This window comes from Streptomyces shaanxiensis, from assembly GCF_039537145.1.
In the GTDB taxonomy this organism is placed as follows: domain Bacteria; phylum Actinomycetota; class Actinomycetes; order Streptomycetales; family Streptomycetaceae; genus Streptomyces; species Streptomyces shaanxiensis.
In genome coordinates, this window is the sequence record NZ_BAAAZY010000012.1 from 375,261 (window position 1) to 399,918 (window position 24,658).

The following is a 24,658-nucleotide window of genomic DNA, read 5'->3' on the forward strand; positions in this document are numbered from 1 at the left end:
CCGCGCCCTGTTGCGACCGACCGACTCCGCGGAGCGGACGGACCCGGACAGCCGAAAGCCGTCGGACCGTTCGACCGGAGTTCCGCGGAAGGGCCGGCGATCCCCATTGGGGTGGGGATCACCGGCCCGTGAGCCCACAGGGGCGGCCCATTCGTGCCCCTTCGGGCTGTTCAAGGGACCTCACCGGGTCAACCCCAACCCGGTGAGGTCCTTCCCTTGTCCGTTCCCGATTCCTCACAGTCGGCACGCCGTGCCAGAGATCTTTGCTGATCGCGGCATCATGTGACAGGTATCACCGCTCAGGTGTGACCCGCGATTTAGAGGCCCCCCGCAAGCAGCGATAACCTGCGAGACGGACATGCCGCGCGCTCGGACACCGTGTGCGCCTCCCTTGTGACACATGCGGACGTCACGTTGCCCTTCGCGGCACGCCCACGCATCCAACGAACCGCGAGATCACTGATAGGGACGGAAGCGCGTGGACCTGTTCGAGTACCAGGCGAGGGACCTCTTCGCCAAGCACGATGTACCGGTGCTGGCCGGTGAAGTCATCGACACGCCTGAGGCGGCCCGCGCAGCCACCGAGCGCCTCGGTGGCAAGTCTGTCGTCAAGGCCCAGGTGAAGGTCGGCGGCCGTGGCAAGGCCGGTGGCGTGAAGCTCGCCGCCACCCCGGACGAGGCCGTCGCCCGTGCGACGGACATCCTCGGCATGGACATCAAGGGCCACACGGTCCACAAGGTGATGATCGCCGAGACGGCCCCGGAGATCCTGGAGGAGTACTACGTCTCCTTCCTCCTCGACCGTGCCAACCGCACCTTCCTCTCCATCGCCTCCGTCGAGGGCGGCATGGAGATCGAGGAGGTGGCGGCCACCCGTCCGGAGGCCGTCGCCAAGACGCCGATCGACGCCAACGAGGGTGTGACCCCGGAGAAGGCGCGCGAGATCGTCGAGGCCGCCAACTTCCCGGCCGAGGTCGCCGACAAGGTCGCGAACGTCCTGGTCACCCTGTGGAAGACCTTCATCGCCGAGGACGCGCTCCTCGTCGAGGTCAACCCGCTGGCCAAGGTCGCCTCCGGCGACGTCATCGCCCTGGACGGCAAGGTCTCCCTGGACGAGAACGCCGAGTTCCGTCAGCCGGAGCACGAGGCCCTCCAGGACAAGGACGCGGCCAACCCGCTCGAGGCCGCCGCCAAGGAGAAGAACCTCAACTACGTCAAGCTCGACGGTGAGGTCGGCATCATCGGCAACGGCGCGGGTCTCGTCATGAGCACCCTGGACGTCGTCGCGTACGCCGGTGAGAACCACGGTGGCGTCAAGCCCGCCAACTTCCTCGACATCGGCGGTGGCGCCTCCGCCGCCGTCATGGCGAACGGCCTGGAGATCATCCTCGGCGACCCGGACGTCAAGTCCGTGTTCGTCAACGTCTTCGGCGGCATCACCGCCTGCGACGAGGTCGCCAACGGCATCGTCCAGGCGCTCAAGCTCCTGGAGGACCGCGGCGAGGACGTCACCAAGCCGCTGGTCGTGCGTCTGGACGGCAACAACGCCGAGCTGGGTCGTCAGATCCTCTCCGACGCCAACCACCCGCTCGTGCAGCGCGTGGACACCATGGACGGCGCGGCCGACAAGGCCGCCGAGCTCGCGGCTGCGAAGTAAGGGAAGAGGGACTCAGACAGCCATGGCTATCTTCCTCAACAAGGACTCCAAGGTCATCGTCCAGGGCATGACCGGTGCCACGGGCATGAAGCACACCAAGCTCATGCTGGCCGACGGCACGAACATCGTCGGTGGCGTGAACCCCCGCAAGGCGGGCACGTCGGTCGACATCGACGGCAACGAGATCCCGGTCTTCGGCACCGTGGCCGAGGCCATGAAGAAGACGGGCGCGAACGTATCCGTCCTCTTCGTGCCGCCGGCCTTCGCCAAGGCGGCCGTCGTCGAGGCCATCGACGCCGAGATCCCGCTCGCGGTCGTCATCACCGAGGGCATCGCGGTCCACGACTCGGCCGCGTTCTACGCGTACGCCGTGTCGCAGGGCAACAAGACCCGGATCATCGGCCCGAACTGCCCCGGTCTCATCACCCCGGGCCAGTCGAACGCCGGCATCATCCCGGGCGACATCACCAAGCCGGGCCGCATCGGCCTGGTCTCGAAGTCCGGCACGCTGACGTACCAGATGATGTACGAGCTGCGTGACATCGGCTTCTCGTCGGCCGTCGGTATCGGTGGCGACCCGATCATCGGCACCACGCACATCGACGCGCTGGCCGCCTTCGAGGCCGACCCCGACACCGACCTGATCGTCATGATCGGTGAGATCGGCGGCGACGCCGAGGAGCGGGCCGCGGCCTACATCCAGGAGAACGTGACCAAGCCGGTCGTCGGCTACGTCGCGGGCTTCACCGCGCCCGAGGGCAAGACCATGGGCCACGCCGGCGCCATCGTCTCCGGTTCGTCCGGCACCGCCCAGGCGAAGAAGGAGGCCCTGGAGGCCGCGGGCGTGAAGGTGGGCAAGACGCCGACCGAGACCGCCAAGCTGGCTCGCGAGATCCTGGGTGGCTGAACGCCGTAGTCACGGCACCTAGCCGAACGTCGGTGGGCCCGTTCCCTGTGTGGGGGCGGGCCTGTCGGCATTTTCCGGCGGTACCCGTGTCACTGCTGCTGCGGCGCCAGGCGCTCCGGCCCGCTCTGCATCTGTGACCGCAGCTTCGCCCGCAGCTCCAGCTCCGCCCCCGACAACGGCCCCGGCGCCACCCGAGGGGGCACCCCGCGCACCGTCGCGCCCGGCGGTACGGGTGGCTCGTAGTGGGTCGGGGCTGTTCGTAGCGTCAGGGCTGTCGTGCCGATGAGGGCCACCGTGAACGCGATCGCCGCGCGTGTCCAGAAGCGGGCCCGGCCTTCGCTGCCGTCGCGTACCGTCACCGGCTTGGCCGCGCGCAACCGCTCCGCGGAGGCCAGTTCGGCCAGGCGGCGGTGGAGTTCGGCGGGGTCGGACAGGGTCGGGAGGCGGTCGGCGACCGCGGCGCGCGCGTGGAGCAGGCGCCGCGCGGTGGCCGGAGTGCTCGCCTCCGACTCGGCCGCCGTTTCGGGCAGGTCGAGGCCGACACCGTCGTACAGGAGAAGGGTGCGGCGCTGTGGCGGCGGAAGTTTGAGGAGTACGTCGAGCAGGGCGCGGTCGGACGCGTCGGCCGGCGGGGGTTCGGGGTGCCGGTAGCGGGGGCGGAACCGGTGCCAGGGGGAGAGGGCGAAGTCGTACGCCGTCGCCCGCACCCAGCCCGCCGGGTCCCGGTCGCGTGCCACCTCCGGCCAGCGCTGCCAGGCGAGTTGGAAGGCCTGCTCGACCGATTCGCGGGCGAGTTCGCGACGCCCGGTGAGCAGGTACGTCTGCCGTACCAGGGCGGGGGCGCAGAAGGCGTAGAGCGCGTCGAAGGCCTGGGCGGGGGTGAGTGGGCGTTCGGGCGACGGCTGCTGACGTTCCCTCACCTCGGGCTCTCCCGCCCATTTCTGAGCCGCCGTCTCTTCCATGAGGGAGCTGAGCAGTTGTGCGTACGCCTCTTTTCTGTGGCCCCGCGGTGTCGTACGGCCGTTCTCCCACGCGCGTACCGTCTCGAGGGTGACGCCCACCCGATCGGCGACCTGAGCCTGCGTCAATGAACCGGCCTCGCGCAGGCGTCGGCGTTCGTCTGGCGGGGGAAGCGAGGCTGCGGGTCGCTGTGTCACCGGGCACCCTTTCGTACGAAAAAGTACATAAACATATATTGAGCGACACTTCGGGGGTTCGCCTGTTACGCGGGAAAAGCGCGTGTCGTTGGGAGCATGGCGGGCGTGATCGAGATGACCGCTCGCCGAATGACGCCGTCGTCCCCGCGCCCGCACACGCGCGGCCGAACTCCCGGCCTGGCCGCCAGTCTGCTGAGCGGTGCGGTGGCGGCGGGGCTGGGGCTGGGTGGGCTCGCGGTGCTGGTGATGGTGCTGTGGGTCAGTTCGCCGTATCCGGACAGCGGGCCGGGGGGTGCGCTGCGGATCGCCGCCGTGCTGTGGCTGCTGGCGCACGGCGCCGAACTGGTCCGCGCCGACACGCTCACCGGCGTCCCCGCGCCGGTCGGTGTCACGCCCCTGCTGCTGTTCCTGCTGCCGGTGTGGCTGGTGTACCGGGCGGCGCGCGACGCGGCGGCGGACGAGGGTGACGGGACGCCGCTGGTGCCGGGGCGTACGGCGTGGGCGGGTGTCGTGCTCGGGTACCTCGGGGTCGGCGCGGCCGCCGCGGCGTACGCGGCGCGAGGCGAGCTGCGGCCGGAGTGGGTCTGGACCGTGATGTGGGTTCCGGTGGTCGTGACGGTCACGGCGGGGGTGGGGGTGTGGACGGCGCTCGGGCGGCCGCCCGAGCTGGTGGAGCGCGTGCTGGTCGCGTTGCCGAGGCGGGTACGGCGGCTGGTGCCCGGGGTGGCGGCACGCGCCCGGCTCGGTGTCGCCGCGCGGGCCGCGGGGGCCGGGGCGGCGGTGCTCGTCGGAGGTGGGGCCGTGCTGGTGGGCGGCTCGCTGGTGTGGCACGGCGGTGCGGCGCGGGAGTCTTTTCTGCAGCTGACGGAGGGGTGGTCGGGGCGGTTCGCGGTGCTGCTGCTGTGCGCGGCGCTCGTGCCGAACGCGGCGGTGTGGGCGGCGTCGTACGCCCTCGGGCCGGGGTTCGTGCTCGGCGTGGGGCATGTGGTGGGGCCGGTGTCGTCGTCGCCCGCGCCGCTGCTGCCGGCGTTTCCGCTGCTGGAGGCGGTGCCGGGGGCGGGGGCCGGCGGGTCGGAGCAGTGGGGGGTGGTGGCGGTGCCGGTTGTCGCGGGGGTGGTGGTGGGGTGGTTCGTGGGGAGGGTGGCGGTGTGGACGGGGGGCCGGCACGAGGGCGGGGAGGCTGCTACGGGGACGGGGGTTCGGACTCGGGGTGGGCGAGCGGCCGAAGGGGTGCGGACCAGGGGCGGAGGCATGGCTGAAGGAGGCGGGCGAACATTCGAGGACCGTCGCTCCACGGGCGGGCCGGCGCCTTCGACGGTCGGGTCTTCGGCCGGACAACTGTCTGCCGTGGTCTGGTCGACCGCGCGGACCGCGATGGTCGCCGCGCAGGCCGCCGTGGTCTGCGGGATCGTGTTCGCAGCGCTGGCCGCGCTGTCGGGCGGCCCGCTGGGGGTCGGGGCGCTCGCGCGGTTCGGGCCCGTGTGGTGGCAGGTGGGGGCGGCGACGCTGGGGTGGGTCCTGGTGGTGGCGGTTCCCGTGGCTGTGCTGGTGCGGGCGTGGCGGTGCCTGGCGGGGCGGAGCTTGGCGGCCGGGCACATGAGCGGGACGCAGGCGGGGCGGATCGGGAGGCCTCGGGTGGAGGCGTCGGGGGAGAGCGGCTCGGGTGCGGCGGGCTCGGGTGCGGGTGGTTCCGGTGCGGGCGGCTCGGGTGGGGCGGGACCCGGTGCCGGCGAGCGCCGGTGGCGGGAGCGGCTGCCTCTGGTCGGCGGGTGGTTCTCGCGGGGCGCGGAGTCGGGTGCGGGCTCCGCCACGGAATCGGGGGCGGGGCGCTCGGTCTACGACCAGGAGGTGCTGTTCACGGCGTTCACGGAGGACCAAGCCGTTCCGCAGCAGGGCAACGACCAGGGAGCTCGGTCCGCGGCGGACCGCCGGGACTCCTCACGCGGGGTTCACGACCGGGGCGTCCCGCACATGGAGTACGACCACGACACCACCTTCGAGCCGGACGGCTTCCCGTCCGACGCCCCACCACCGGAGTCGTCGCCCTCGCCGGGGCCTTGGCACGACGACGCCGCGCGTGCCGCACGCTGGGCGGCGATGAAGGAGGCGTCGGATCCGGCGGAGGCCCGCACGGACCCGGCCGCACCGGACACCCCTGAGAGCCCGGAATCGCCTGAAGCCCCGCAGAACCCGGACTCACCCGACGCCCCTGAGGGCACGACATCGCAGTGACCGTCGCGACACCCGCCCGGGCTGCCGCATCGCCCCGTGTTGCCCGGACTCAGTCCGTGTTCCCCAGAACCCCTCGCAGCTCCTCGGGCAGCAGCTCATTGCACGACTGCTTCGCCTCGTTGGTCAGCGCGTCATTCGTGCAGGTGTAGTAGTCGCTGTAGACCACCTGCGCCGTGAACCCGGCGGCCACCACCGCGATCGCGAGGGACGCCGTGACCAGCCCGCTCACCGCGGCCGTCGTCTGGGGGCGGCCGGTGGGCTGAGGGGCCGGGTTGTCCGGGTCGGGGGTGCGGGGCTTGGCGCGGAGGCTGCTGACGCCCCAGTACAGGGCCAGCGCGCCCAGCAGCAGGGCCACGTACGGCCAGCTGAACAGGGCGAAGAAGAAGGCCCACATGCCGGAGAGCAGCGCGTACCGCGCGCGGCGCTGGGTGGGGTCGGTGGGGTCCCAGCGCATGCTCGTGCCGGGGCCACCGCCTCCGGGGCCGTCCTGGCCGCCGCGGGGCCGGTCGCCGAAGCCGTCGTGGGAGCGGCCCGGCTGGCGGTCGCTCCACTGGTTGCCCCAGGGCGAGTTCTCCTCGCCCGACCCCCGCGAGCCGTCCTCGCCCGAGGAGCGCCGCGGCCGCCACGGGCGGTCCGGTGTGCCCTCCGGCGGCGGCGCGAAGGGGTTGTCGTCCTGGGCGCCGTTGCTCTGTTCGTCGCCGGACTTCTTGTCCGATGGCGCGTCGGGAGGCGAGGCGGGCCGCTCTCGCAGCAGGACGGCGCCACGCTTCCCTCCCTGCGCGGACTGCCGAGGGAGTGTGAGGAGTCGCAGGCTGCGGTCCGACATCAAGTGAGCGTCTTCCCCTTGGTGAACGACTGATCCGACATGAGCTGTCGCTTCGTGAACGCACCGCACCACAACCGCGTTCCCGGTCCAGCTCCCCCAGACGCTACCTTCCGGCCACGCACCCGTCCCGTGGGGGCTGCCCGGTGTGCCGGTATCGTTGCTGACGGTCGGCTGCTTCGTAGACTTCCCCGTATCCCGGGGCGCGATGCACTCGTACGAATATACAAAGCATCGGCCGCACGAAGAACGCACCCCCGAGAAAGGGCCCCACCGTGGCCGCCAAGCCCGTGGCCGAGCGTGCCAAGCGCCTCGTCGTGCTGGTCTCCGGATCCGGCACCAATCTGCAGGCGCTCCTCGACGAGATCGCCGCCGTCGGCCGCGAGGCGTACGGGGCCGAGATCGTGGCCGTCGGCGCCGACCGCGAGAACATCGAGGGGCTGGCGCGGGCCGAGCGCGCCGGGCTGCCGACCTTCGTGTGCAGGGTCAAGGACTACGGCAGCCGGGAGGAGTGGGACGCGGCGCTCGCGGAGGCCGTCACCGCCCACGATCCGGACCTCGTCGTCTCCGCCGGGTTCATGAAGATCGTCGGCAAGGAGTTCCTCGCACGCTACGGCGGACGGTTCGTGAACACCCACCCGGCCCTGCTCCCCAGTTTTCCCGGCGCCCACGGCGTCCGCGACGCCCTCGCGTACGGCGCCAGGGTCACCGGCTGCACCGTCCACTTCGTCGACGACGGCGTCGACACCGGACCGATCATCGCTCAGGGCGTGGTGGAGGTCCGGGACGAGGACGACGAGAGCGCTCTGCACGAGCGCATCAAGGAAGTCGAGCGAAAGCTGCTCGTCGAGGTCGTGGGGCGGCTCGCCCGCAACGGCTATCGGATTGAGGGACGAAAGGTAGTTATCCAGTGACCGCCGAGAGCAACAAGCGGGCCATTCGACGGGCGCTCGTCAGCGTCTACGACAAGACGGGCCTCGAGGACCTCGCGCGCGGGCTGCACGAGGCCGGCGTCGAGCTGGTGTCGACCGGCTCCACGGCCGGCCGTATCGCCGCGGCCGGCGTCCCCGTCACCAAGGTCGAGGAGCTCACCGGCTTCCCCGAGTGCCTGGACGGCCGCGTCAAGACGCTGCACCCGCGCGTGCACGCGGGCATCCTCGCCGACCTGCGGCTCGAGGACCACCAGCGGCAGCTCGCCGAGCTCGGCGTCGAGCCGTTCGACCTCGTCGTGGTCAACCTCTACCCGTTCCGCGAGACCGTCGCGTCCGGGGCGTCCCCCGACGAGTGCGTCGAGCAGATCGACATCGGCGGCCCGTCGATGGTGCGCGCGGCCGCCAAGAACCACCCGTCCGTGGCGGTCGTCACCAGCCCCGCCCGTTACGCCGATGTCCTCGCGGCCGTCCGCGACGGCGGCTTCGACCTCACCACCCGCAAGCGGCTCGCGGCCGAGGCCTTCCAGCACACGGCGGCGTACGACGTGGCGGTGGCTTCGTGGTTCGCCTCCTCCTACGCCCCCGTCGACGACTCTCAGTTCCCCGACTTCCTCGGTGCCACCTGGGAGCGCGAGAACACGCTCCGGTACGGCGAGAACCCGCACCAGCCGGCCGCCCTCTACGTCGACGGCAGCGGCGCGGGCCTCGCGCAGGCCGAGCAGCTGCACGGCAAGGAGATGTCGTACAACAACTACACGGACACGGACGCCGCCCGCCGTGCCGCGTACGACCACGCCGAGCCGGCCGTCGCGATCATCAAGCACGCCAACCCGTGCGGCATCGCGGTCGGCGCGGACGTCGCCGAGGCGCACCGCAAGGCGCACGCCTGTGACTCGCTGTCGGCGTTCGGCGGGGTGATCGCCGTCAACCGTCCGGTGTCGAAGGAGATGGCCGAGCAGGTCGCGGAGATCTTCACCGAGGTCATCGTCGCGCCCGACTACGAGGACGGCGCGCTGGAGGCCCTCGCCAAGAAGAAGAACATCCGCGTGCTGCGCTGCCCCGAGGGCCCCGGCAACCCGGTCGAGGTCAAGCCCATCGACGGCGGCGCCCTCCTCCAGGTCACCGACCGCCTCCAGGCCGACGGCGACGACCCGGCCAACTGGACCCTGGCGACGGGTGAGGCGCTCACCGCCGACGAACTGGCCGAGCTGGCCTTCGCCTGGAAGGCCTGCCGGGCCGTCAAGTCCAACGCCATCCTCCTCGCCAAGGACGGCGCCTCGGTCGGCGTCGGCATGGGGCAGGTCAACCGCGTCGACTCCGCGAAGCTGGCGGTGGAGCGGGCCGGCGCCGAGCGCGCCCAGGGCTCGTACGCCGCCTCCGACGCGTTCTTCCCCTTCCCCGACGGCCTGGAGATCCTCACCGAGGCCGGCGTCAAGGCGGTCGTCCAGCCGGGCGGTTCGGTCCGTGACGAGCAGGTGGTGGAGGCCGCGAAGAAGGCGGGCGTGACGATGTACTTCACGGGGACGCGGCACTTCTTCCACTGAGCACAGTGCACTGAGCGCTGAGCACCGAGCACTGAGCACCGGTCCGTGAGCCGACATGCCTGAGGGGCGCGCCGTACGAAACGGCGCGCCCCTCGTTTGTCGGTCCCCCGGTGTCGACGGTCGGCCGGATCCGGTGCCCCGGAAGAAGGCAGACAGCGTCGACGCGCGCAGGCACTGCCGCGCTACGTCGATCTGCGCAGCGCCGCCCACGTGTTGGGGCCGACGTCGCCGTCGACATCCAGCCCCTTGTCGCTCTGGAACAGCCTGACCGCGGACTCCGTGTCCGCGCCGAACTCGCCGTCCACGCCCGCGCCGCCGACGCTGTAGCCGCGCTTGGTGAGCATGCACTGCACCTGGAGGACGCGCTGGCCCGTGTCGCCGCGCTGGGTGAGTTCGGTGCCGGAGTAGTGGGTGCAGTCGGAGAGCCAGGGCGGGGTGGCCGGGGTTGTGGCGGTCGTGGTGGGGGTGGGGGTCGGGGCACCGCCACCACCGCCCGCGCCGCCGTCGTTGCCGCCGGACGTGTCGGAGGCCTCGTCGGTGGGAGTGTCCTGAGTCCCGCCCGCACCGCCTCCGGAGGAGTCCGGGCTCTCCGAGGCCTCGGCCTCCGGCGTCGCGGAGGCAGTCTCCTTCTCCTTCCCCTTCTCACTGTCCTTGTCGCCGGAGGGGGAGGCGGAGGAGCTGGGGAGCGGGGAGGCCTGTACTTCGCCGGCGTCGGCGGTGTCGGTTGCCGCCGGTGCGGTGGAGGCCGTTTCGTCGAGGGACGGGCGGGTGAGGAAGTAGGCGCTCGCGGCCACGGCGCACACGGCGAGGCTTGCGGCGACGGCGAGGTAGGCCTTGCGCCTACGCCGCCTGCCGCCGTTCTCCGGGGCCGCTGTCTGCGTGGAGGTGGCGTACGCCCCGGGCGGCGTGGCCGGTCCGACAGTGGGGGCGAAGGCCGGGCCGGGGGCGGGGAACGCCGGGGTCTGCGTCGGCGTACGCAACTGGTCCGGCGCGGGCACCTGGTCCGGCGTACGCGCCTGGTCGGGCGCAGGTACCTGATCCGGCATACGCACCTGGTCCGGCGCACGCAACTGCACGGTCTCCTGGACGGCAACCTGCTCCAGCAGTTCGCAGGCATCCCGTCGGGCGCGCAGCCGGGCGTCCAGCGGCTCGTGCCAGGAGACGGTGCGGCCGCGACCGGCGGCCGTGCCGGCGTCGAGGAGTTGCCGCGGGGTGGGGCGCCCGGCGGGGTCCTTGGAGAGGCAGGCGGCGAGGAGGGCGGCCAACGCGGGGTCGATGGCGGAGAGCTCGGTCATGATGTCCGGCTTGGGTTCCTCGAACGCCACCCGGTGCATCACGTCGACGCCCGTTCCGTCCCCGAAGGGGGCGTGCCCGGTGGCGGCGTAGATCAGGCTCCCGGCGAGCGAGAAGACGTCGGAGGCGGTGTCGCAGCGCGCCTCGCGCAGATACTCGGGCGCCATGAAGGCGGGCGTGCCGACCCGGTTGCCCGTCGTGGTGATCGCGCTGCTGTCGGCGGCCTGCGCGATGCCGAAGTCGATGACGTGCGCGCCCTGCAGGGACAGGATCACGTTGGACGGCTTGAGATCCCGGTGCACGACGTCGGCGGCGGCCAGCGCCGACAGGGCCTGCCCGAGCTCCGCCACCAGCCGCCACACCCCGGCCGCCTCCAGCCTGCCGCACTCGCGGACGGCGTCGGCGAGGTTGAGGCCGGGCAGGTACTGCGTCGCCATCCACAGCAGCGAGTCGTCGAACCCGGTGCCGAGCAGATCCGGCGTGCGCGGCGTGTGCACCTGGCCGTGCACGGCGGCCTCCCGCTCGAAGCGCCGCCGGAACCGGGCGTCCTCGGCGTACTCGGGGCGGATCACCTTGACGGCGGCGAGGCCGGGGGAGTTGTCGGTGGGGCGGGCCAGGTAGACGTGGCCCATGCCGCCGCTGCCGAGGAGGCCGAGGGGTGCGTACGGGCCGATCTGCCTCGGGTCGGCGGCACGCAGCGGCGTCGCGCCGGCCTGCTTCAGGGCGGCGTCATCGGGCGCCGGAGTGTTGGACGGACTGGGCGGCCGCTGGTCTGTCATGGATCCCCCGAATGCGGTTCTTCCCCAACGTGCCAGTGCGCCACGCTGGTTGACGCGAGGCTATCGCGCCGGGAAGGGAGCGTGGCCCTCGGCCGCCGGAAACGGGGCGGGACCGCTGGGGGCTGTTTACGGGGGATGTTCACACGGCTTGCTTCGTCTTGCGCGCGGAGCTTGGGCGGGAGCGGGTACTGCGACTCTCCGGGTTCGGCGGACTCAGGAGGAGAGCGGTCACCACCCCCGCCCCGGCGGCTGTCAGCTGCAGGAGCGGTACTTGTGGCCGACGTACGGATAGGCGCCGTCGGCGCTGCCGTCCTCGCTGGACAGGGCGCCCTCGTCGTCCCAGCCGCCGTAGGTGTAGCCGGAGCCGCTGACCTAGCCGCCGGAGGCGGCGGCCAGACGGGCCTGGGTGCTACGGAAATTCATGGTTTTCCTTCCCCGTTGTTTGTGGTGCGGATGAATCAGTTGAACTTGTGCAGGCACGCCCAGGTCTTCGGCCCCACGATGCCGTCGACGGTGATTTCACACTTCTTCTGAGCGAGCTTTACGCCCTTCTCGGTGTTGGTGCCGAAGATCCCGTCGACCTCCACGGCCGAAAGGCCCAAGCCGTTGCGCAGAATGCACTGCGCGTGCTTCACCGCCGTGCCGGTGTCGCCCATGCTGATCTCCGGGTGGCCGGAGGTGGGCTCGGGGCACTTCGCCGGCGCCGCGACCGTGGCGGTGTGCTCCGGCGTCGCCGTGGCGGCCGGGGCCGCGGCCCCCAGGCCGCCGAGCAGGACGGCGGCGGCTCCCAGCAGCGCGAGCTTGTGCTTCATATGGATTCCTCCCAGGTCGTCGGGGTACGGGCGCACGGTGACGGCCGGGCCCACGAAGGGTCCGTGCCGCGCCACGCCCGGCTGCGACAAGCTTTGCCCGGCGGTGACGGGCCCGGCCATGCTGTTGCGCTGCAGAGCAAAAGCTCAGGTCAACGGGGGACAGCGGAATGCTCTACATTCATTTCAGCGATGCCGATCTGGCCAGGACCAGGATTTCCGCCACACCTGATCCACTCTGGGAGGTCGCCGCGAGTCTGCACCGGCTCCAGTCACGTACAGGGCGGTGGGCGTACGCCGGTTGGTACCGCACGGCACGGCAGCGGTTACGGGAAAAGGGGCTGGAACGTGCCGTGCGCACTGTTCTTCTGCCCCTGTATCCAAGAGCCGCGTACTTTCCCGACTTTCTGACGCCGGGCCATGCCGCCGACGGACTGGACGCGGGCGTCGAATCGATTCTGGCCACATCTCCGCAGCGGGTCCTGAGGGAAATGGCCATCCTCGACCGGACCGTCGGAGCCCCGCCGTGGGCCGGACAACTGGCGCGGCAGGACGCGCGCAAGGAACTCGTCCGCATACTGCGCGCGTACCACGAGGCCGTCGTCGACCCCTACAAGGAACAGGTACAGGCGCGGATCGAGGCCGAGCGCGCCGTGTGTGCCCGCGGGGTCCTGGACGGCGGAGTCGAGGGCATGCTCGCGGGACTCGGCCCCATGATGCGCTGGCGCCCTCCGGTCCTGGAGGTCACCTACCCCAAACAGACCCCTGACCGGGACCTGTTCCTGAACAGCCGTGGGCTCACGCTCGTCCCCTCCTACTTCAACTGGGCCGAGCCGGTCGCCTTCGCGGACCCTGCACTGCCGCCCGTGCTCTGGTACTCGCTGCTCCACGAGCCGGACACCCGGGATGCGGTGCGCGCTTTCTCGGGTGGCGCGGGCGATCCGGGCAAGCCCCTGACGGCCCTGCTCGGGCGGGCCCGAGCCGTGGCCCTGTGCGCCGCGTCCGCCGGTGCCACGACCGGCGAGATCGCCCGCGCCGCGGGGGTGTCGGCGTCCGCCGCCAGCAGACACGCCACGGCGCTGCGTGACGCGGGACTCCTCACCAGCATCCGCAACGGCCAGACCGTGCTGCACACCCTCACACCCGTGGGGGCGTCCATGCTGCGAGCCGCCACGCGCACAGCCAGGGAATGAGCCGACGGCCGCAGCTCACGGAGGCAGTTCGCACCACACCGTCTTGCCGGCCGTGGTCAGCCACACGCCCCGGCGCAGAGTGATCGCGTCGGGGCCACGGAACAGACGGACGGTCACCGGGGTGCCCTCGCCGACGTGAGTGATGACGTGGGTCAGCAACTCGGTGACGCAGAGCTGGAGGCGTCCCTGGCCGTGATCGAGGCAGCAGTGGAGGATTACCCCGGGACTCGCCGATCACGTCCAGGCTCTCCGCGTGGAGTGGGTCCTCGGGGTCGTAGACCACGGTGAACTCCTCGCCGACCTGGGGGATGCGGTCGTGCGTGCTCAGCCGGCGTTCGCGCCGCGCCCGGGGGAGCGCGGCCGGCATCGAGACGGCAGCGCCGATCGCGCAGAACAGCTCCCAGTAGCGCACGGCATCCCCGTCCCCCCGTCCGGCCCCGCTTCCTTTCAGCCTTAGCAGGGATGCCCGGTTCCGGGAAGCCCGCGGCTCTCACTCACCGGCTCAGCCGTCCACCTCGTACCGCCCGATCTCCAGGAAGTACCGCAACTCCTCCGGCGTGCCGTCGATGGCGTCCTCCGCCGCGGCCCGCAGCGCGTCGCTGATCGTGGGGTCGGCGAGGATGCGGGCGACGCGGACGCGGTCGTCCTCGGCCCGGGCGAGGCGGTACCCGGTTTCCAGGTACGCCCGCAGGGCCTTGGGGGTGTTGGCGTCGAGAGCCTTGTTGGCCTCTCTGATGACCGCCCTGTCGGTCTTCGGGTCGGCGGAGGCGAGGATGCGGGCGATCGCCACGCGGTCGTCCTCGGCCTGGGCGATCCAGCGGCCCGTCTCCAGGAAGTACCGCTGGTCCTCGATCGTGCCGTCCAAGGCCTTCTGCGCGGCGGCGTGGACGGCCTTGCCGGTGGTGGGGTCGGCGATGATGCGCGCGATCGCGACCCGGACGTCGTCGTCGGACAGCTCGTCGACGCCGGAGCCGGTGGCGGCGGAGGCCGTCGCCACGGTCGTGGCGGGCGATGCGGCGAAGGCCGGCCCGGCCAGCAGGAGTGCCGGGGTCAGGGCGGTGGCCACGAGGGCCAGGGCAGTGCGGGTCGGTCTCACGTGTGAGCCCCTCTTCATAGGTTTAACGGCGAACGTAACCGCCCTTACGTTGCACCGGAGTTCACTCCCGGAACAAGGCGGTTTTCAACCGCCGGTCACTGGCCGGGCGTTGTCGGCCCGGCTTGCCCTCGCGCGGGAGGGGTCCCGTGCTCCGGCCGTAGATTCGCCGGCTGACGGGTGACAGCGACCGGAAGGAGGAGGGGTATGTCCTAGCTGATCGTCGGGGGCGTGCTGGCGGGCGCGGCGGTCGTGGCGTTCGTGGTGGTCGTCGTGCGCGAGATCCTGAGGCACGGGACGGAGGAGCCGGCCCTGGTCGCGGTGTGGCTCGTCGGCACCACGGCGGTGCTCGGCCTGGCGTCGTGGGGTCTGATGCTGCTGCCGCCCGTCAATGACGCCGTCCTTGGCGATCTGCCGCGCGACCTGAGGGACTTCGCGCGCATCTGTGAGGACGACCACAAGGGCGAGCCATTCCCGCGCGCGGCCTCTTACCAGCCGTCGGATGGGCCGCATCCGTGGGTGGTGATAGAGGACGGGTGGGACTCGTACTCCTTCGCGGGCGAGCAGGCGGCAGAGCCGAAGGGGGAAGAGGAGCTTGAACCGGACCCGGGCACAGTGGAGCTGGTGGCGTGCAGGGAGCAGGGCGGGTCGGTGCCGGGAACAGAGATCACCTGTGCGTACAGCCCGAGCGGTGTGGGCCCGGTCGCTCAGTCCGTCAAGTTCTCCCAGGGCGTCTACCCCGTCGTCGTTGTCGAGGCACGCACCGGCGACCTGGTCAGGAGGGGCACGGTGAAGGGCGACACCGACGTGGAGTGCGCTCGGTTCATCGCGGAGGGAGAGACGGGGCCCGTCCACACCGATCCTCGGCGGGACGCATACGTGGACCTGCTTGCCGACTTTCAGGCCGGCCCGTCCGGCTCCTAGCGGTTCGGCCTTCGCGCAGCCCGGCGCGCCGCGGCCTCCGACCCTCCCCCGAGGGAGCCGGAGGCCGCGACGCGGGCGGTCAGCAGGTGGGCAGGCCCGGGACGGGCTCGTAGTTGTCGCCGCCCGAGACCTTGGTCGCCGGGAACCAGCCCCAGGCCTTGTGCTCGCTGCCGGTGTCGCCCTGGGTGTAGAGCCACCAGTCGTTACGGGCGTTGCCGACGGGCGGGTTGGGGTAGCCCGGGTCCTTCGACTGGCAGACGAACCAGTTGTCGCCCGCGTTCAGGTAGCCGATCTTGTTGCGGAGCCAGATGATGTCGCCACCCTGGTAGTTGTGGCAGTAACGGGCCGTGTAGGTGCGCCCGTCGGGGTCGGTCTTCGTGCCGGCGTTCCCCCAGCAGCCGTTCGGTGCCGCGGACGCACCCGCCGGCGTCAGAGCGACGACGCCGGTCGCCAGTACCGCCGCCGCGCCCAGCGAGGCGAGCATGCGCTTCATGGTCGGTGTCCTTCCGGTTCTGCCACCCCCGTTGGTGGACAGGACCACGGTGCCGCCGGCCGGTCGCGCGCGGTACCTGAGAACTCTCAGGGTCACTGCTTGCCCGGCGGCGTGTACTCCTTGAGGTGGTGAGCGACGCGGGCGGCGTAGTCGCGGTACTTCGGGGGAACCCCGCCCGCGTTGTTCACCACCTTGGTCGACGTCCGGTACGCGGCCGCCAGCAGCACTTGGCGGTCGCCGGACAGGCCGGTCTGCCGGAGGAGCGGTTCCATGTAGCAGAGGTAGCGGCCCACGGCCGGGATGGACTCGGCGGGGGAGAGGGGCGGCTCGGGGGTCTCCTTCGCGGGGACGCCGTCCGCGCGGATCCACCAGCGCAGCAGGCTCGGCGTCCAGCGCGCGATGCCGTACTCGCCCTCCTCGCCCACGGACGGGTCGGACAGGTTCGGGTCGAAGTCGCTCTCCGCCTTCAGCAGGGCGGCGATCAGCGCGGGCGTGACCTCCGGCTGGACGCAGTCGTGGGCGGAGTCGACGATCAGCCGGCGGTAGGCCACCGGGACGCCCTTGTCCGTACGGAGTTCGGAGGCGCCGTAGGTGGCGGCCGTGACCTTCGCGGTCCCGGCGCCCGAGGCCCCGCCCCCGCGCCCTTGCGTGTCGGTGTCCGTCCAGTTGCTGACGCCGTAGCCGAGCGCGGTCACCGCCACCACGGCGGTCGCCGCCGCCAGCACCGTCGTACCGCGGGAGCGGCGCCCGCGCAGGGCCCGCGGCAGCCGCGGCGAGCGGCCGGTGCCCGCCGCGGCCTCCACCCGCCGCAGCAGGTCCCGCGTGCCGACCCGGTCGGCGTGTGTGCGGGTCAGGCAGTCGCGCACGATCTCCCGCCAGTCGTCCGGGAGTTCGGGCGACAGCCGCAGGTCGTCGGTGCCGCGGGCGTACGCGGCGGCCGCGTCGCGGCGGGCCGTCGGCGTGGCGCCCGGCAGCGGGAAGGAGTCGGTCAGGAGCAGATGCGCCAGGACACCGAAGGCCCAGACGTCCGCCGAGGGGCGGATCCGGCGGCCCCGCTCGCCGATCTCGGACCAGAGCAGCTCCGGCGGCGTGTAGTCGGGCGTGGAGAAGGCGGGCGTGTACGCGTGCGTGCCCTCCATCTCCGCGGCCATGTTGAAGTCGGCGAGCCGGGCCGAACCGTCCGCCATCAGCAGCACGTTGGCCGGTTTCAGGTCGCCGTGCACCCAGCCGGCGTGGTGCAGCTGCGCCAGCCCCTCGCAGATCTGCGCGAGCAGGGCGGACCCGGCGGCGGGGCGGGGATCGGCCGCGAGGAGCGCGGACAGGGAGCCCTCCGCCTTCTCCAGTACGAGGACGGTGGCGCCGTCGAGGGCGGGGGCGGCCGGGTCGTCGACGACGAGGGTGTCGTACATCCGGATCAGCCGCGGCTGCTTCAGCCGACGGTGCAACTCGACCTCGCGGTCGACGAGTTCGCGCAGGTGGGTGAGTTGGCGGGGGGTTCCGGTGCCGGTCGGCAGGAACTTCAGGGCGGCGGTCCTAGGAAGGGTCTCGGCGTCTCCGGCACGGCTCGCGAGGGCCTCGTCGTCGCCGACGCGCCTGGCCTCGTACACGCTCCCGAACGCCCCCGTGGCGATCGGCTCCCGCACCTCCCACACGCCCACCCGGTACCCCTTGGGCACCGGCACGGCGTACGGCTCGGTCACCGGGCCACCCGGCGCGGCGCCGGCTCCGTCAGGACGACGAGGTCGTCCTCCCGTACGAGATCGAAGCGCAGCGCCAGCGAGACCAGCGACTCCTTCTTGCCGTTGAGGCGCGGGCCGGTGTCCGCCTCCTCCGGGCCCGGCTTGAGCCGTAGCTTCACCGCGAGGTAGTCGATGTTCCACTGCACGGAAGTGCGGGACGCGGCCGGCCAGTTGGGGCGCAGCCGGTCGACGACCTGGTCGACGGTGGGCAGCGCGGCGTGCGGTTCGCCGCGCAGGCGGGGCTCGCACAGGGCGGCCAGCACCGCGAAGTACCGCTTGGTGCGGTCGACGGAGAATGCGGGCGCGGTGGTGGCGCCGTCCAGGCCGTCCGCGCTGCGGTAGTCGTGCCGCGGCGCCCACACCTGGATCGCCAGCAGATCGCCGGCCGCTGGCAGCACGATCCGCGAGAACTCGAAGGGGACCGGTGCGTCCAGCCGCCCCGGCCCGACCTTGATGTGCTCGCCCGCGCCCTCCGGGTTCTCGACGACGTACGTCTGCTCCCGGCTGAGGTTGCTGAGTATCCAGAAGGCGCCCTGGGCGGTGATCTCACCGGCTCTGCGGGACACTCCCTCGTGCGCGATCGCGAGGTCGTTGTCGGAATCGGAACGCCCGAAGCTCAGCCGCTCGCCGGGCGCCATACGGATCTGGGTGCGGTGGCTCTCGTCCTCCGTGGTCGGCGGAGGTACCACGATGATGCTGTACAAGGTGCGTCTCCCCGTGCCTGACGGCTACCCACGTCAGAGTAGGGCGACGCAGCCGGGCCGTGCCCCCCTCATACGGGTGAGACACGGCCCTCGGCTGCTATTGGCGTGAACTGAGCCCTGATGGTGCTCAGTAACGCGGGCGGCTGAACCAGGCGGTGGCGGCGCTGTTGACCATCGACGCGAGGATGACGCCGGCGATGGCGAGCGAGATGAGCCCGCCGAAGGTGGCGGAACCGTTCGCACCGTTCACGATGTTCAGGATGCCGCCGAGGATCATCAGCGACGCGTAGACGATCGTCGTGATGCGGATGCCGTTGCCACCGTTCTTGAACTTGACGCCCAGGAAGATGGAGAGGGCGCCCAGACCCACCAGGAGCGCCGCGGCCAGGAAGCCGAGGCCCGCCAGCGCGTCGGTGTCGTCACCGGAGCCGACGCCGTTGGACAGGTCCTGGGCGGCGCCGACGGCGATGCCGGCGATGAGGCCGAAGAGGATCTGGAAGCCGGAGAGGATGAAGAGCAGCACGCGGGCCGTCTTCATCAGGCCGGGCATCTCCACCGGCATCATGTTGCCGCCCGGGTAGCCGGGGTAGGCGGGCTGCTGCGGAGCGCCCTGCGGGTAGCCGTAGCCGGGCGGCTGCTGCTGGGGAGCGCCCTGCGGGTAGCCGTAGCCGGGCTGTCCCTGGGGAGCCTGCGGCGGGTAGCCGGGCTGCTGGCCCTGGGGCGGCGGGCCGTAGGGGTTGTTCGGGTCGCCGAAACTCATGGCGGTCTTTCCTCCGTTGTCCGAGTGCGGGGACGCGCGGCACGGTTCGGAGGAAGGGCTTCGGATGCGGTTGTCCCCCCGGTACTGCCCGCGGCACTGCCGTCACATCGTTCTTTAGTGTGCTCTTACTTGTCCAGCCGCATTCCGTATGTGTTGTGCAAGTGCAACATCACTGATCATGAGTGGATACGGGTGGAGATACGGCCGCGGAGGCCACGGAGGACCCGGATTGGAACCGGGAGGGCGTCATCCGGGAGGATGGGGGCCATGACCGCCCAGATTCTCGATGGCAAGGCCACCGCAGCCGCGATCAAGTCCGATCTGACCGCCCGCGTGGCGGCGCTGAAGGAGAAGGGCGTCACGCCCGGCCTCGGCACGATCCTGGTGGGGGACGACCCCGGCAGCCAGAAGTACGTCGCCGGCAAGCACCGCGACTGCGCCCAGGTCGGCATCGCCTCCATCCAGCGCGAGCTGCCGGCCACGGCGACCCAGGAGGAGATCGAGGCGGTCGTCCGCGAGCTGAACGAGGACCCGGCCTGCACCGGCTACATCGTCCAGCTGCCGCTGCCCAAGGGCATCGACGAGAACCGCATCCTCGAGCTGATGGACCCGGACAAGGACGCCGACGGTCTGCACCCGATGAACCTCGGCCGCCTGGTCCTGAACGAGCCGGCCCCGCTGCCCTGCACCCCCAACGGCGTCCTCACCCTGCTCCGCCGGTACGGCGTCGAGATCAAGGGCGCCGAGGTCGTGGTCGTCGGCCGCGGTGTCACCATCGGCCGCCCGATGCCGCTGCTGCTGACCCGGCGCAGCGAGAACGCGACCGTGACCCAGTGCCACACCGGCACGCGGGACCTGTCGGCGCACCTGCGGAACGCGGACATCATCGTCGCGGCCGCGGGCTCCGCCCACCTGATCCGCCCGGAGGACGTGAAGCCGGGCGCGGCCGTCCTCGACGTCGGTGTCTCGCGCAACGCCGAGGGCAAGATCGTGGGCGACGTCCACCCCGGCGTCGCCGAGGTGGCCGGCTGGATCTCCCCGAACCCCGGCGGCGTGGGCCCGATGACCCGGGCGCAGCTGCTGGTCAACGTGGTCGAGGCGGCGGAGCGCAGTGTCGGTTGAGGGCGCCGCCGGGAGGGCGGAGGACACCGCGAGGGCGGACAGCGCCGCCGAGGCGGAGGACACCGCCAGGGCGGAGGACGCCGCCGGTACGGCCGACGAGATCGAGGTCCGGGACCCGGTGAGCGCCCCGGACGTGGACGGCGTGCCCCGGCGCACCACCCGCCGCTTCCCGCTGTTCACCAGGGACACGGCCCGCCCCGAGGGCGGCGGCCGGGCCGCCGGCGGTGACGCGCCGGCGCCCGCCCGGCAGTGGCCCGTCCTCCTGGTCCTCGGCCTGGTCGGGGTCGGCCTGCTGATCACCGCGCTCGACGTGTTCCGCGTCGGCACGCTGGTGATCGGCGGCGCCCTGCTGGCCGGAGCGGTGCTGCGGTGGCTCCTGCCGAGCGTCGGCATGCTCGCCGTACGGTCCCGCTTCACGGACATCGCGACGTACGGCGTGCTGGGCCTGGTGATCGTGCTGCTGGCGCTGATGGCCCAGCCGGATCCGTTGCTGAAGGTGCCGTTCCTGAAGGACGCGCTGCACTTCACGGTGGACAGCTGACGCTCTGCGCATGACGGCGGCCCGTCCTCTCTCCCGAGCAACGACGGACCGCCGTCTGCGTCCACAGTCGGGCACGGTGGAGGGGCTGTTCAACGCCTGTCAGTGCGCTGTGGCACGGAGGTGACCGTTCCGCCACGTCGCGTCCGTCGGGGAACCAAGGCGCCGTCCCGTGTCGTCACCCGATCGGGTCTGGTTCGGAGGTGAGCGATGAGTTCCTGGCAGCCGCTGCCCGACGAGCTGCCGCCGGAGGTGCGGCACTTCGTGGAGCAGTTGCGGCAGCTCAAGGACCGCACGGGCCTGAGCCTGGTGTCGCTGGGCGCGCGCACCGCGTACAGCAAGTCCTCCTGGCAGCGGTACCTGAACGCCACCCAGCCCCCGCCCCGGCAGGCGGTCGTGGCGCTGTGCCGGGTGGCGGCGATCGACAAGGAGGAGGCCGAACGCTTCGGGGTGCGCTGGGAACTGGCGGTGCAGGCGTGGCCGAAGCCGGTGACGGCGCAGCAGGAGTCCGAGCCGGCGGAGCGGTCCGACGAGTACGAGGACGATCCCACCCTGCCCTGGTGGGACGCACCGCCGAAGTCGGTGGAGCCGCCCTCGCGCCGGTTGCTGGTGGTCGCGGTGGTGCTTGTCGTGGCGCTGGTGTTGACGGCGTTGATCGGGGCCGTTGCGCTGGGATGAGCCGGGCGGGACGACGGTGCCGGACTTGTCAGAATGAATCGCATGTGACGCAGGTGATCATTTATGTGCGTTCTGTGTGGCGATGTGTTGACAAGTTCGCGGATTTGCAAGGAAGTCGTTCAGTAACCGGGCTAGCGTGGTCGATCGGGACAGTCCGGGGCGTCCCCTATCTAGCAAGGGCTTACTACCAGGGTTGTGTCGGCCGGAGAGGGAAGCCGGTGGAACACTGGACGCCATTCGGCGGGCGTGCAACGGTGCATGCCCACCGTCACAATGCTCCCGTGCGCCCCCACCCCGGGAACTGAGATCCTTACTGGGCGCATCCCTGTGGGTAGCCAGAACGGGGACTCGGCAGAGGGCACCACGCGCGGGGGAAACGCGAGAAACACCAGCACGAACCGGGGGGAAGAGGGGGGAAGCAATGCCTCGTTGGAGGGCCTTGCCGGATGAACTGGATCCGCAGGTCAGGGAGTTCGCGAGCCAGCTGCGGCGGCTCGTGGACCGCAGCGGTCTGAGCATCGCGGCGCTGGCCGACCGTACGGGATACAGCAAGACGTCCTGGGAACGGTATCTGAACGGGCGGCTGCTCGCGCCCAAGGGCGCGATCGTGGCGCTCGCCGAGGTCACCGGCACCAATCCGATCCATCTGACGACGATGTGGGAGCTCGCCGAACGCGCGTGGAGCCGTTCGGAGATGCGCCACGACATGACCATGGAAGCGATCAGGATCTCCCAGGCGCGTGCCGCGCTGAGCGAGTTCGGGGCACCGCCGGCGAACGCCAAGGGGAGCGCGAAGGCCGCGAAGAGCGCGCGCCGGGGCGGGAGCGCCACGGCCGCGCCCACGCCCGGTGTGGCGGGGCCGGCCGGGGTGGCCCCGACCGTTCCGCCCACGGTGCCGGCGCAGCCCACGGCTCCGGAGGTGCGGGACTCGGTGGTGCGGGACTCTCCGGTCCGGGACTCGCCCGTACGGGGCTCCACCGGGAGTGATGTCCGGGAGAGCGGCTCCTCCGAGGGCAACTCGTGGGGGGTGGCCGGGTATAGAGGGCCGGCGCCGACGGGTGCCCGCACGTCGGGTGCGGCGCCGTCAGGAGCGTCCTCGGCGTCTGCCGCGTCCGAGGTCTCCGGCACGTCCGGCGCGGCGTCGGGGTGGTCGCCGGGGACGCCCGGTCCGTACGGCGAGCCTCCGCAGGGGCCTCGTCCGGGACGCCGGTCCACCGGTGGGGGCGGTGGCAAGCGGCGGCTGACGATGTTCCTCGCGGGGGTCGTCGGCGTACTGGTCGTGATCGCCGCGGTGTTCTTCCTCACCGACGGCGCCAACAAGAACAAGAACGAGGACGCCGGCAAGTCGCCCTCGCCGTCCGTGACGACCGATCCCGATCTGCCGGCCGGGGTGAAGTGCAGCGGTGACTCCTGCACCGGCAAGGACGCGGAGAGCATGGGCTGCAGCGGTGACCTCGTGACCACCGCCAAGACCGCGACCGTCGGCACGGCCGTGGTCGAGGTGCGCTACAGCGAGACGTGCGGCGCGGCGTGGGGACGCATCACGCAGGCCGCGCAGGGCGACGAGGTGGTGGTGACGGTCGGCAAGACGAAGCAGACCGGCACGATCACCGCCGCCGGGGACACGATCGCGTACACCCCGATGGTGGCCGTGAAGGACGCGGGCGAGGCGAACGCGTGCGCGACGCTGGCGGTGGGGCAGGAGGGTTGCACGCAGTAGGGACATGTCCTACCCGGGGGGCCTCTGCCATTGGCGGGGGCCTCTGCCATGGAACGCCGGTCCAGGCATCTCAGCCCGTCCGGCGTTTGAGGACGAGGCCCTTCGGGCCGAAGCGGGGGTCTGGGGGCGGCAGCCCCCGGGGACGGGACGGGTAGGGGCGGCGGGGGCGAAAAAAGAATCCGGTCGGCAGGAATGCCCGCCCGCAAAGTGGGCACGCGCACCGTACCCCCACGGGAGTCCGGCAACCGGTACCCCCACCCAGCGGCCGCCCACGTCCCCCTCTCCCGGACCGGGCGGCCGCTCCCTTTCCCCCGTTTCCTCCATTGATCGACATTCTGTGGGACGGGTAACACGCACCCGGCCGTGCGAGATCCCGGATGCGCGATAGCCTGACCGGTGGATCTCTCGACGCCAAGAGATCGATCAAATCGACGTCCCGCACCCCGGGGCAGGGACACCCCACCGCCAGCTGTCATACGGAGAACGCCATGACTCGCACTCCCGTGAACGTCACCGTCACCGGCGCGGCCGGCCAGATCGGCTACGCCCTGCTGTTCCGCATCGCCTCCGGCCAGCTGCTGGGCGCGGATGTTCCGGTCAAGCTGCGTCTGCTCGAGATCACCCCGGCGCTCAAGGCCGCCGAGGGCACCGCCATGGAGCTCGACGACTGCGCGTTCCCGCTCCTGGCGGGCATCGACATCAGCGACGACCCGAACGTCGCTTTCGACGGCGCCAACGTCGCCCTCCTCGTCGGCGCCCGCCCCCGCACCAAGGGCATGGAGCGCGGTGACCTCCTGGAGGCCAACGGCGGCATCTTCAAGCCGCAGGGCCAGGCCATCAACGCCCACGCCGCGGACGACATCAAGGTCCTGGTCGTCGGCAACCCGGCCAACACCAACGCGCTCATCGCGCAGGCCGCCGCCCCGGACGTACCGGCCGAGCGCTTCACCGCGATGACCCGCCTCGACCACAACCGCGCGCTGACCCAGCTCGCGAAGAAGACCGGCTCGACGGTCGCGGACATCAAGCGGCTCACCATCTGGGGCAACCACTCCGCCACCCAGTACCCGGACATCTTCCACGCCAGCATCGCCGGCAAGAACGCCGCCGAGGTCGTCAACGACGAGAAGTGGCTCGCCGAGGACTTCATCCCGACCGTCGCCAAGCGCGGTGCGGCGATCATCGAGGCCCGCGGTGCCTCCTCGGCCGCCTCCGCCGCCAACGCCGCCATCGACCACGTGCACACGTGGGTCAACGGCACCGCCGACGGCGACTGGGTCTCCATGGGTATCCCGTCCGACGGTTCGTACGGCGTGCCGGAGGGGCTCATCTCCTCCTTCCCGGTCACCACCAAGGACGGCAAGTACGAGATCGTCCAGGGCCTGGAGATCAACGAGTTCTCCCGCGCCCGGATCGACGCCTCCGTCAAGGAGCTCGAGGAGGAGCGCGAGGCGGTCCGCTCCCTCGGCCTCATCTGAGCCGACGCCCGGCAGCAGCTCAGCCGCAGGCCCTGTATCGGATTCGTCCGGTGCGGGGCCTGGTTCTTGGGTAGGTTTGCGGG

At 71.6% G+C, this 24,658-nt stretch carries 22 protein-coding genes; 12 read left to right on the forward strand and 10 right to left on the reverse strand.

The genetic code is table 11. The features are described from left to right. Window positions 1-478 precede the first annotated feature (478 nt). Together sucC and sucD are read left to right on the forward strand one after the other, a co-directional pair. Window positions 479-1,657, forward strand: coding sequence for an ADP-forming succinate--CoA ligase subunit beta (gene sucC / locus ABD932_RS24730; protein WP_345015704.1), 1,179 nt, complete (start codon window positions 479-481; stop codon window positions 1,655-1,657). A gap of 22 nt (window positions 1,658-1,679) precedes the next feature. Beyond that, on the forward strand, window positions 1,680-2,564 hold the full coding sequence (gene sucD, locus ABD932_RS24735; protein WP_345015705.1) for a succinate--CoA ligase subunit alpha: 885 nt from the start codon (window positions 1,680-1,682) through the stop codon (window positions 2,562-2,564). Between the two features lie 89 nt (window positions 2,565-2,653). Here sucD and ABD932_RS24740 read toward each other — a convergent pair whose 3' ends face one another. Beyond that, window positions 2,654-3,721 (reverse strand): helix-turn-helix domain-containing protein, encoded by a 1,068-nt coding sequence (locus ABD932_RS24740; protein WP_345015706.1) that lies wholly within the window; start codon window positions 3,719-3,721, stop codon window positions 2,654-2,656. Window positions 3,722-3,817: 96 nt separating this feature from the next. On the opposite strand from ABD932_RS24740, the gene ABD932_RS24745 reads away from it, so the two are divergent. Further along, window positions 3,818-5,953: a cell division protein PerM gene (locus tag ABD932_RS24745; RefSeq protein ID WP_345015707.1), complete on the forward strand. Its 2,136-nt coding sequence runs from the start codon at window positions 3,818-3,820 to the stop codon at window positions 5,951-5,953. A gap of 49 nt (window positions 5,954-6,002) precedes the next feature. Here ABD932_RS24745 and ABD932_RS24750 read toward each other — a convergent pair whose 3' ends face one another. After that, window positions 6,003-6,779, reverse strand: coding sequence for a hypothetical protein (locus ABD932_RS24750; RefSeq protein WP_345015708.1), 777 nt, complete (start codon window positions 6,777-6,779; stop codon window positions 6,003-6,005). A 272-nt stretch (window positions 6,780-7,051) separates the two neighbouring features. Here ABD932_RS24750 and purN point away from each other — a divergent pair, with 272 nt between their 5' ends. Further along, window positions 7,052-7,690, forward strand: coding sequence for a phosphoribosylglycinamide formyltransferase (purN, locus tag ABD932_RS24755; protein ID WP_345015709.1), 639 nt, complete (start codon window positions 7,052-7,054; stop codon window positions 7,688-7,690). Next, entirely contained in the window at window positions 7,687-9,252 is a 1,566-nt protein-coding gene (gene purH / locus ABD932_RS24760; RefSeq protein WP_345015710.1) for a bifunctional phosphoribosylaminoimidazolecarboxamide formyltransferase/IMP cyclohydrolase, read from the forward strand. Before purN ends, purH begins: the two co-directional genes overlap by 4 nt. Window positions 9,253-9,434: 182 nt before the next feature. Here the strand turns inward: purH and ABD932_RS24765 are convergent, their stop codons facing one another. Beyond that, a complete protein-coding gene (locus tag ABD932_RS24765) occupies window positions 9,435-11,324 on the reverse strand; it encodes a protein kinase domain-containing protein (RefSeq protein ID WP_345015711.1) in 1,890 nt (629 codons plus the stop codon). A 458-nt stretch (window positions 11,325-11,782) separates the two neighbouring features. After that, on the reverse strand, window positions 11,783-12,136 hold the full coding sequence (locus ABD932_RS24770; RefSeq protein WP_345015712.1) for a peptidoglycan-binding domain-containing protein: 354 nt from the start codon (window positions 12,134-12,136) through the stop codon (window positions 11,783-11,785). 167 nt (window positions 12,137-12,303) lie between these two features. Here ABD932_RS24770 and ABD932_RS24775 point away from each other — a divergent pair, with 167 nt between their 5' ends. Then, window positions 12,304-13,326: an ArsR family transcriptional regulator gene (locus ABD932_RS24775; protein ID WP_345015713.1), complete on the forward strand. Its 1,023-nt coding sequence runs from the start codon at window positions 12,304-12,306 to the stop codon at window positions 13,324-13,326. A gap of 15 nt (window positions 13,327-13,341) precedes the next feature. On the opposite strand, the gene ABD932_RS24780 is transcribed toward ABD932_RS24775, so the two are convergent. Then, window positions 13,342-13,485, reverse strand: coding sequence for a hypothetical protein (locus ABD932_RS24780; protein ID WP_345015714.1), 144 nt, complete (start codon window positions 13,483-13,485; stop codon window positions 13,342-13,344). Between the two features lie 343 nt (window positions 13,486-13,828). Beyond that, window positions 13,829-14,422 (reverse strand): ALF repeat-containing protein, encoded by a 594-nt coding sequence (locus tag ABD932_RS24785; protein WP_345015715.1) that lies wholly within the window; start codon window positions 14,420-14,422, stop codon window positions 13,829-13,831. A gap of 228 nt (window positions 14,423-14,650) precedes the next feature. Between ABD932_RS24785 and ABD932_RS24790 the strand changes: the two genes are divergently transcribed. After that, window positions 14,651-15,343: a hypothetical protein gene (locus tag ABD932_RS24790; protein ID WP_345015716.1), complete on the forward strand. Its 693-nt coding sequence runs from the start codon at window positions 14,651-14,653 to the stop codon at window positions 15,341-15,343. 79 nt (window positions 15,344-15,422) lie between these two features. Here ABD932_RS24790 and ABD932_RS24795 read toward each other — a convergent pair whose 3' ends face one another. From ABD932_RS24795 to ABD932_RS24810, 4 genes are all read right to left on the reverse strand, one after another. Then, complete coding sequence (locus ABD932_RS24795) at window positions 15,423-15,836, reverse strand: hypothetical protein (RefSeq protein ID WP_345015717.1); 414 nt, start codon at window positions 15,834-15,836, stop codon at window positions 15,423-15,425. Between the two features lie 92 nt (window positions 15,837-15,928). Then, a complete protein-coding gene (locus ABD932_RS24800) occupies window positions 15,929-17,536 on the reverse strand; it encodes a protein kinase domain-containing protein (protein WP_345015718.1) in 1,608 nt (535 codons plus the stop codon). Beyond that, entirely contained in the window at window positions 17,533-18,279 is a 747-nt protein-coding gene (locus ABD932_RS24805; protein ID WP_345015719.1) for an FHA domain-containing protein, read from the reverse strand. Before ABD932_RS24805 ends, ABD932_RS24800 begins: the two co-directional genes overlap by 4 nt. A 127-nt stretch (window positions 18,280-18,406) precedes the next feature. Next, a complete protein-coding gene (locus tag ABD932_RS24810) occupies window positions 18,407-19,039 on the reverse strand; it encodes a hypothetical protein (protein WP_345015720.1) in 633 nt (210 codons plus the stop codon). Between the two features lie 267 nt (window positions 19,040-19,306). Between ABD932_RS24810 and ABD932_RS24815 the strand changes: the two genes are divergently transcribed. The 5 genes from ABD932_RS24815 to ABD932_RS24835 all read left to right on the forward strand — a co-directional run bounded on the left by ABD932_RS24815 (window position 19,307) and on the right by ABD932_RS24835 (window position 24,575). Continuing rightward, complete coding sequence (locus tag ABD932_RS24815) at window positions 19,307-20,161, forward strand: bifunctional methylenetetrahydrofolate dehydrogenase/methenyltetrahydrofolate cyclohydrolase (RefSeq protein WP_345015721.1); 855 nt, start codon at window positions 19,307-19,309, stop codon at window positions 20,159-20,161. Next, a complete protein-coding gene (locus ABD932_RS24820; protein WP_425587510.1) occupies window positions 20,151-20,702 on the forward strand; it encodes a DUF3017 domain-containing protein in 552 nt (183 codons plus the stop codon). The genes ABD932_RS24815 and ABD932_RS24820 overlap by 11 nt, the downstream gene beginning before the upstream one ends. Before the next feature lie 207 nt (window positions 20,703-20,909). Next, window positions 20,910-21,377 carry a helix-turn-helix domain-containing protein gene (locus ABD932_RS24825; protein ID WP_345015722.1) on the forward strand — a complete coding sequence of 156 codons (468 nt, stop codon included), beginning with the start codon at window positions 20,910-20,912 and terminating at the stop codon, window positions 21,375-21,377. A 421-nt stretch (window positions 21,378-21,798) separates the two neighbouring features. Further along, window positions 21,799-23,097: a helix-turn-helix domain-containing protein gene (locus tag ABD932_RS24830; protein ID WP_345015723.1), complete on the forward strand. Its 1,299-nt coding sequence runs from the start codon at window positions 21,799-21,801 to the stop codon at window positions 23,095-23,097. Between the two features lie 488 nt (window positions 23,098-23,585). After that, window positions 23,586-24,575, forward strand: coding sequence for a malate dehydrogenase (locus ABD932_RS24835; protein ID WP_345015724.1), 990 nt, complete (start codon window positions 23,586-23,588; stop codon window positions 24,573-24,575). Window positions 24,576-24,658: the final 83 nt, after the last annotated feature.

What these genes read in the sequence shown, in the direction of transcription:
- ABD932_RS24825 (WP_345015722.1), top strand. Translation starts at nt 20,910, where the DNA reads ATGAGTTCCTGGCAGCCGCTGCCCGACGAGCTGCCGCCGGAGGTGCGG.
- ABD932_RS24775 (WP_345015713.1), top strand. Translation starts at nt 12,304, where the DNA reads ATGCTCTACATTCATTTCAGCGATGCCGATCTGGCCAGGACCAGGATT.
- ABD932_RS24750 (WP_345015708.1), bottom strand. Translation starts at nt 6,779, where the DNA reads ATGTCGGACCGCAGCCTGCGACTCCTCACACTCCCTCGGCAGTCCGCG.
- ABD932_RS24835 (WP_345015724.1), top strand. Translation starts at nt 23,586, where the DNA reads ATGACTCGCACTCCCGTGAACGTCACCGTCACCGGCGCGGCCGGCCAG.
- ABD932_RS24810 (WP_345015720.1), bottom strand. Translation starts at nt 19,039, where the DNA reads ATGAGTTTCGGCGACCCGAACAACCCCTACGGCCCGCCGCCCCAGGGC.
- sucD (WP_345015705.1), top strand. Translation starts at nt 1,680, where the DNA reads ATGGCTATCTTCCTCAACAAGGACTCCAAGGTCATCGTCCAGGGCATG.
- ABD932_RS24795 (WP_345015717.1), bottom strand. Translation starts at nt 15,836, where the DNA reads ATGAAGCGCATGCTCGCCTCGCTGGGCGCGGCGGCGGTACTGGCGACC.
- ABD932_RS24745 (WP_345015707.1), top strand. Translation starts at nt 3,818, where the DNA reads ATGGCGGGCGTGATCGAGATGACCGCTCGCCGAATGACGCCGTCGTCC.
- ABD932_RS24765 (WP_345015711.1), bottom strand. Translation starts at nt 11,324, where the DNA reads ATGACAGACCAGCGGCCGCCCAGTCCGTCCAACACTCCGGCGCCCGAT.
- ABD932_RS24815 (WP_345015721.1), top strand. Translation starts at nt 19,307, where the DNA reads ATGACCGCCCAGATTCTCGATGGCAAGGCCACCGCAGCCGCGATCAAG.
- ABD932_RS24830 (WP_345015723.1), top strand. Translation starts at nt 21,799, where the DNA reads ATGCCTCGTTGGAGGGCCTTGCCGGATGAACTGGATCCGCAGGTCAGG.
- ABD932_RS24770 (WP_345015712.1), bottom strand. Translation starts at nt 12,136, where the DNA reads ATGAAGCACAAGCTCGCGCTGCTGGGAGCCGCCGCCGTCCTGCTCGGC.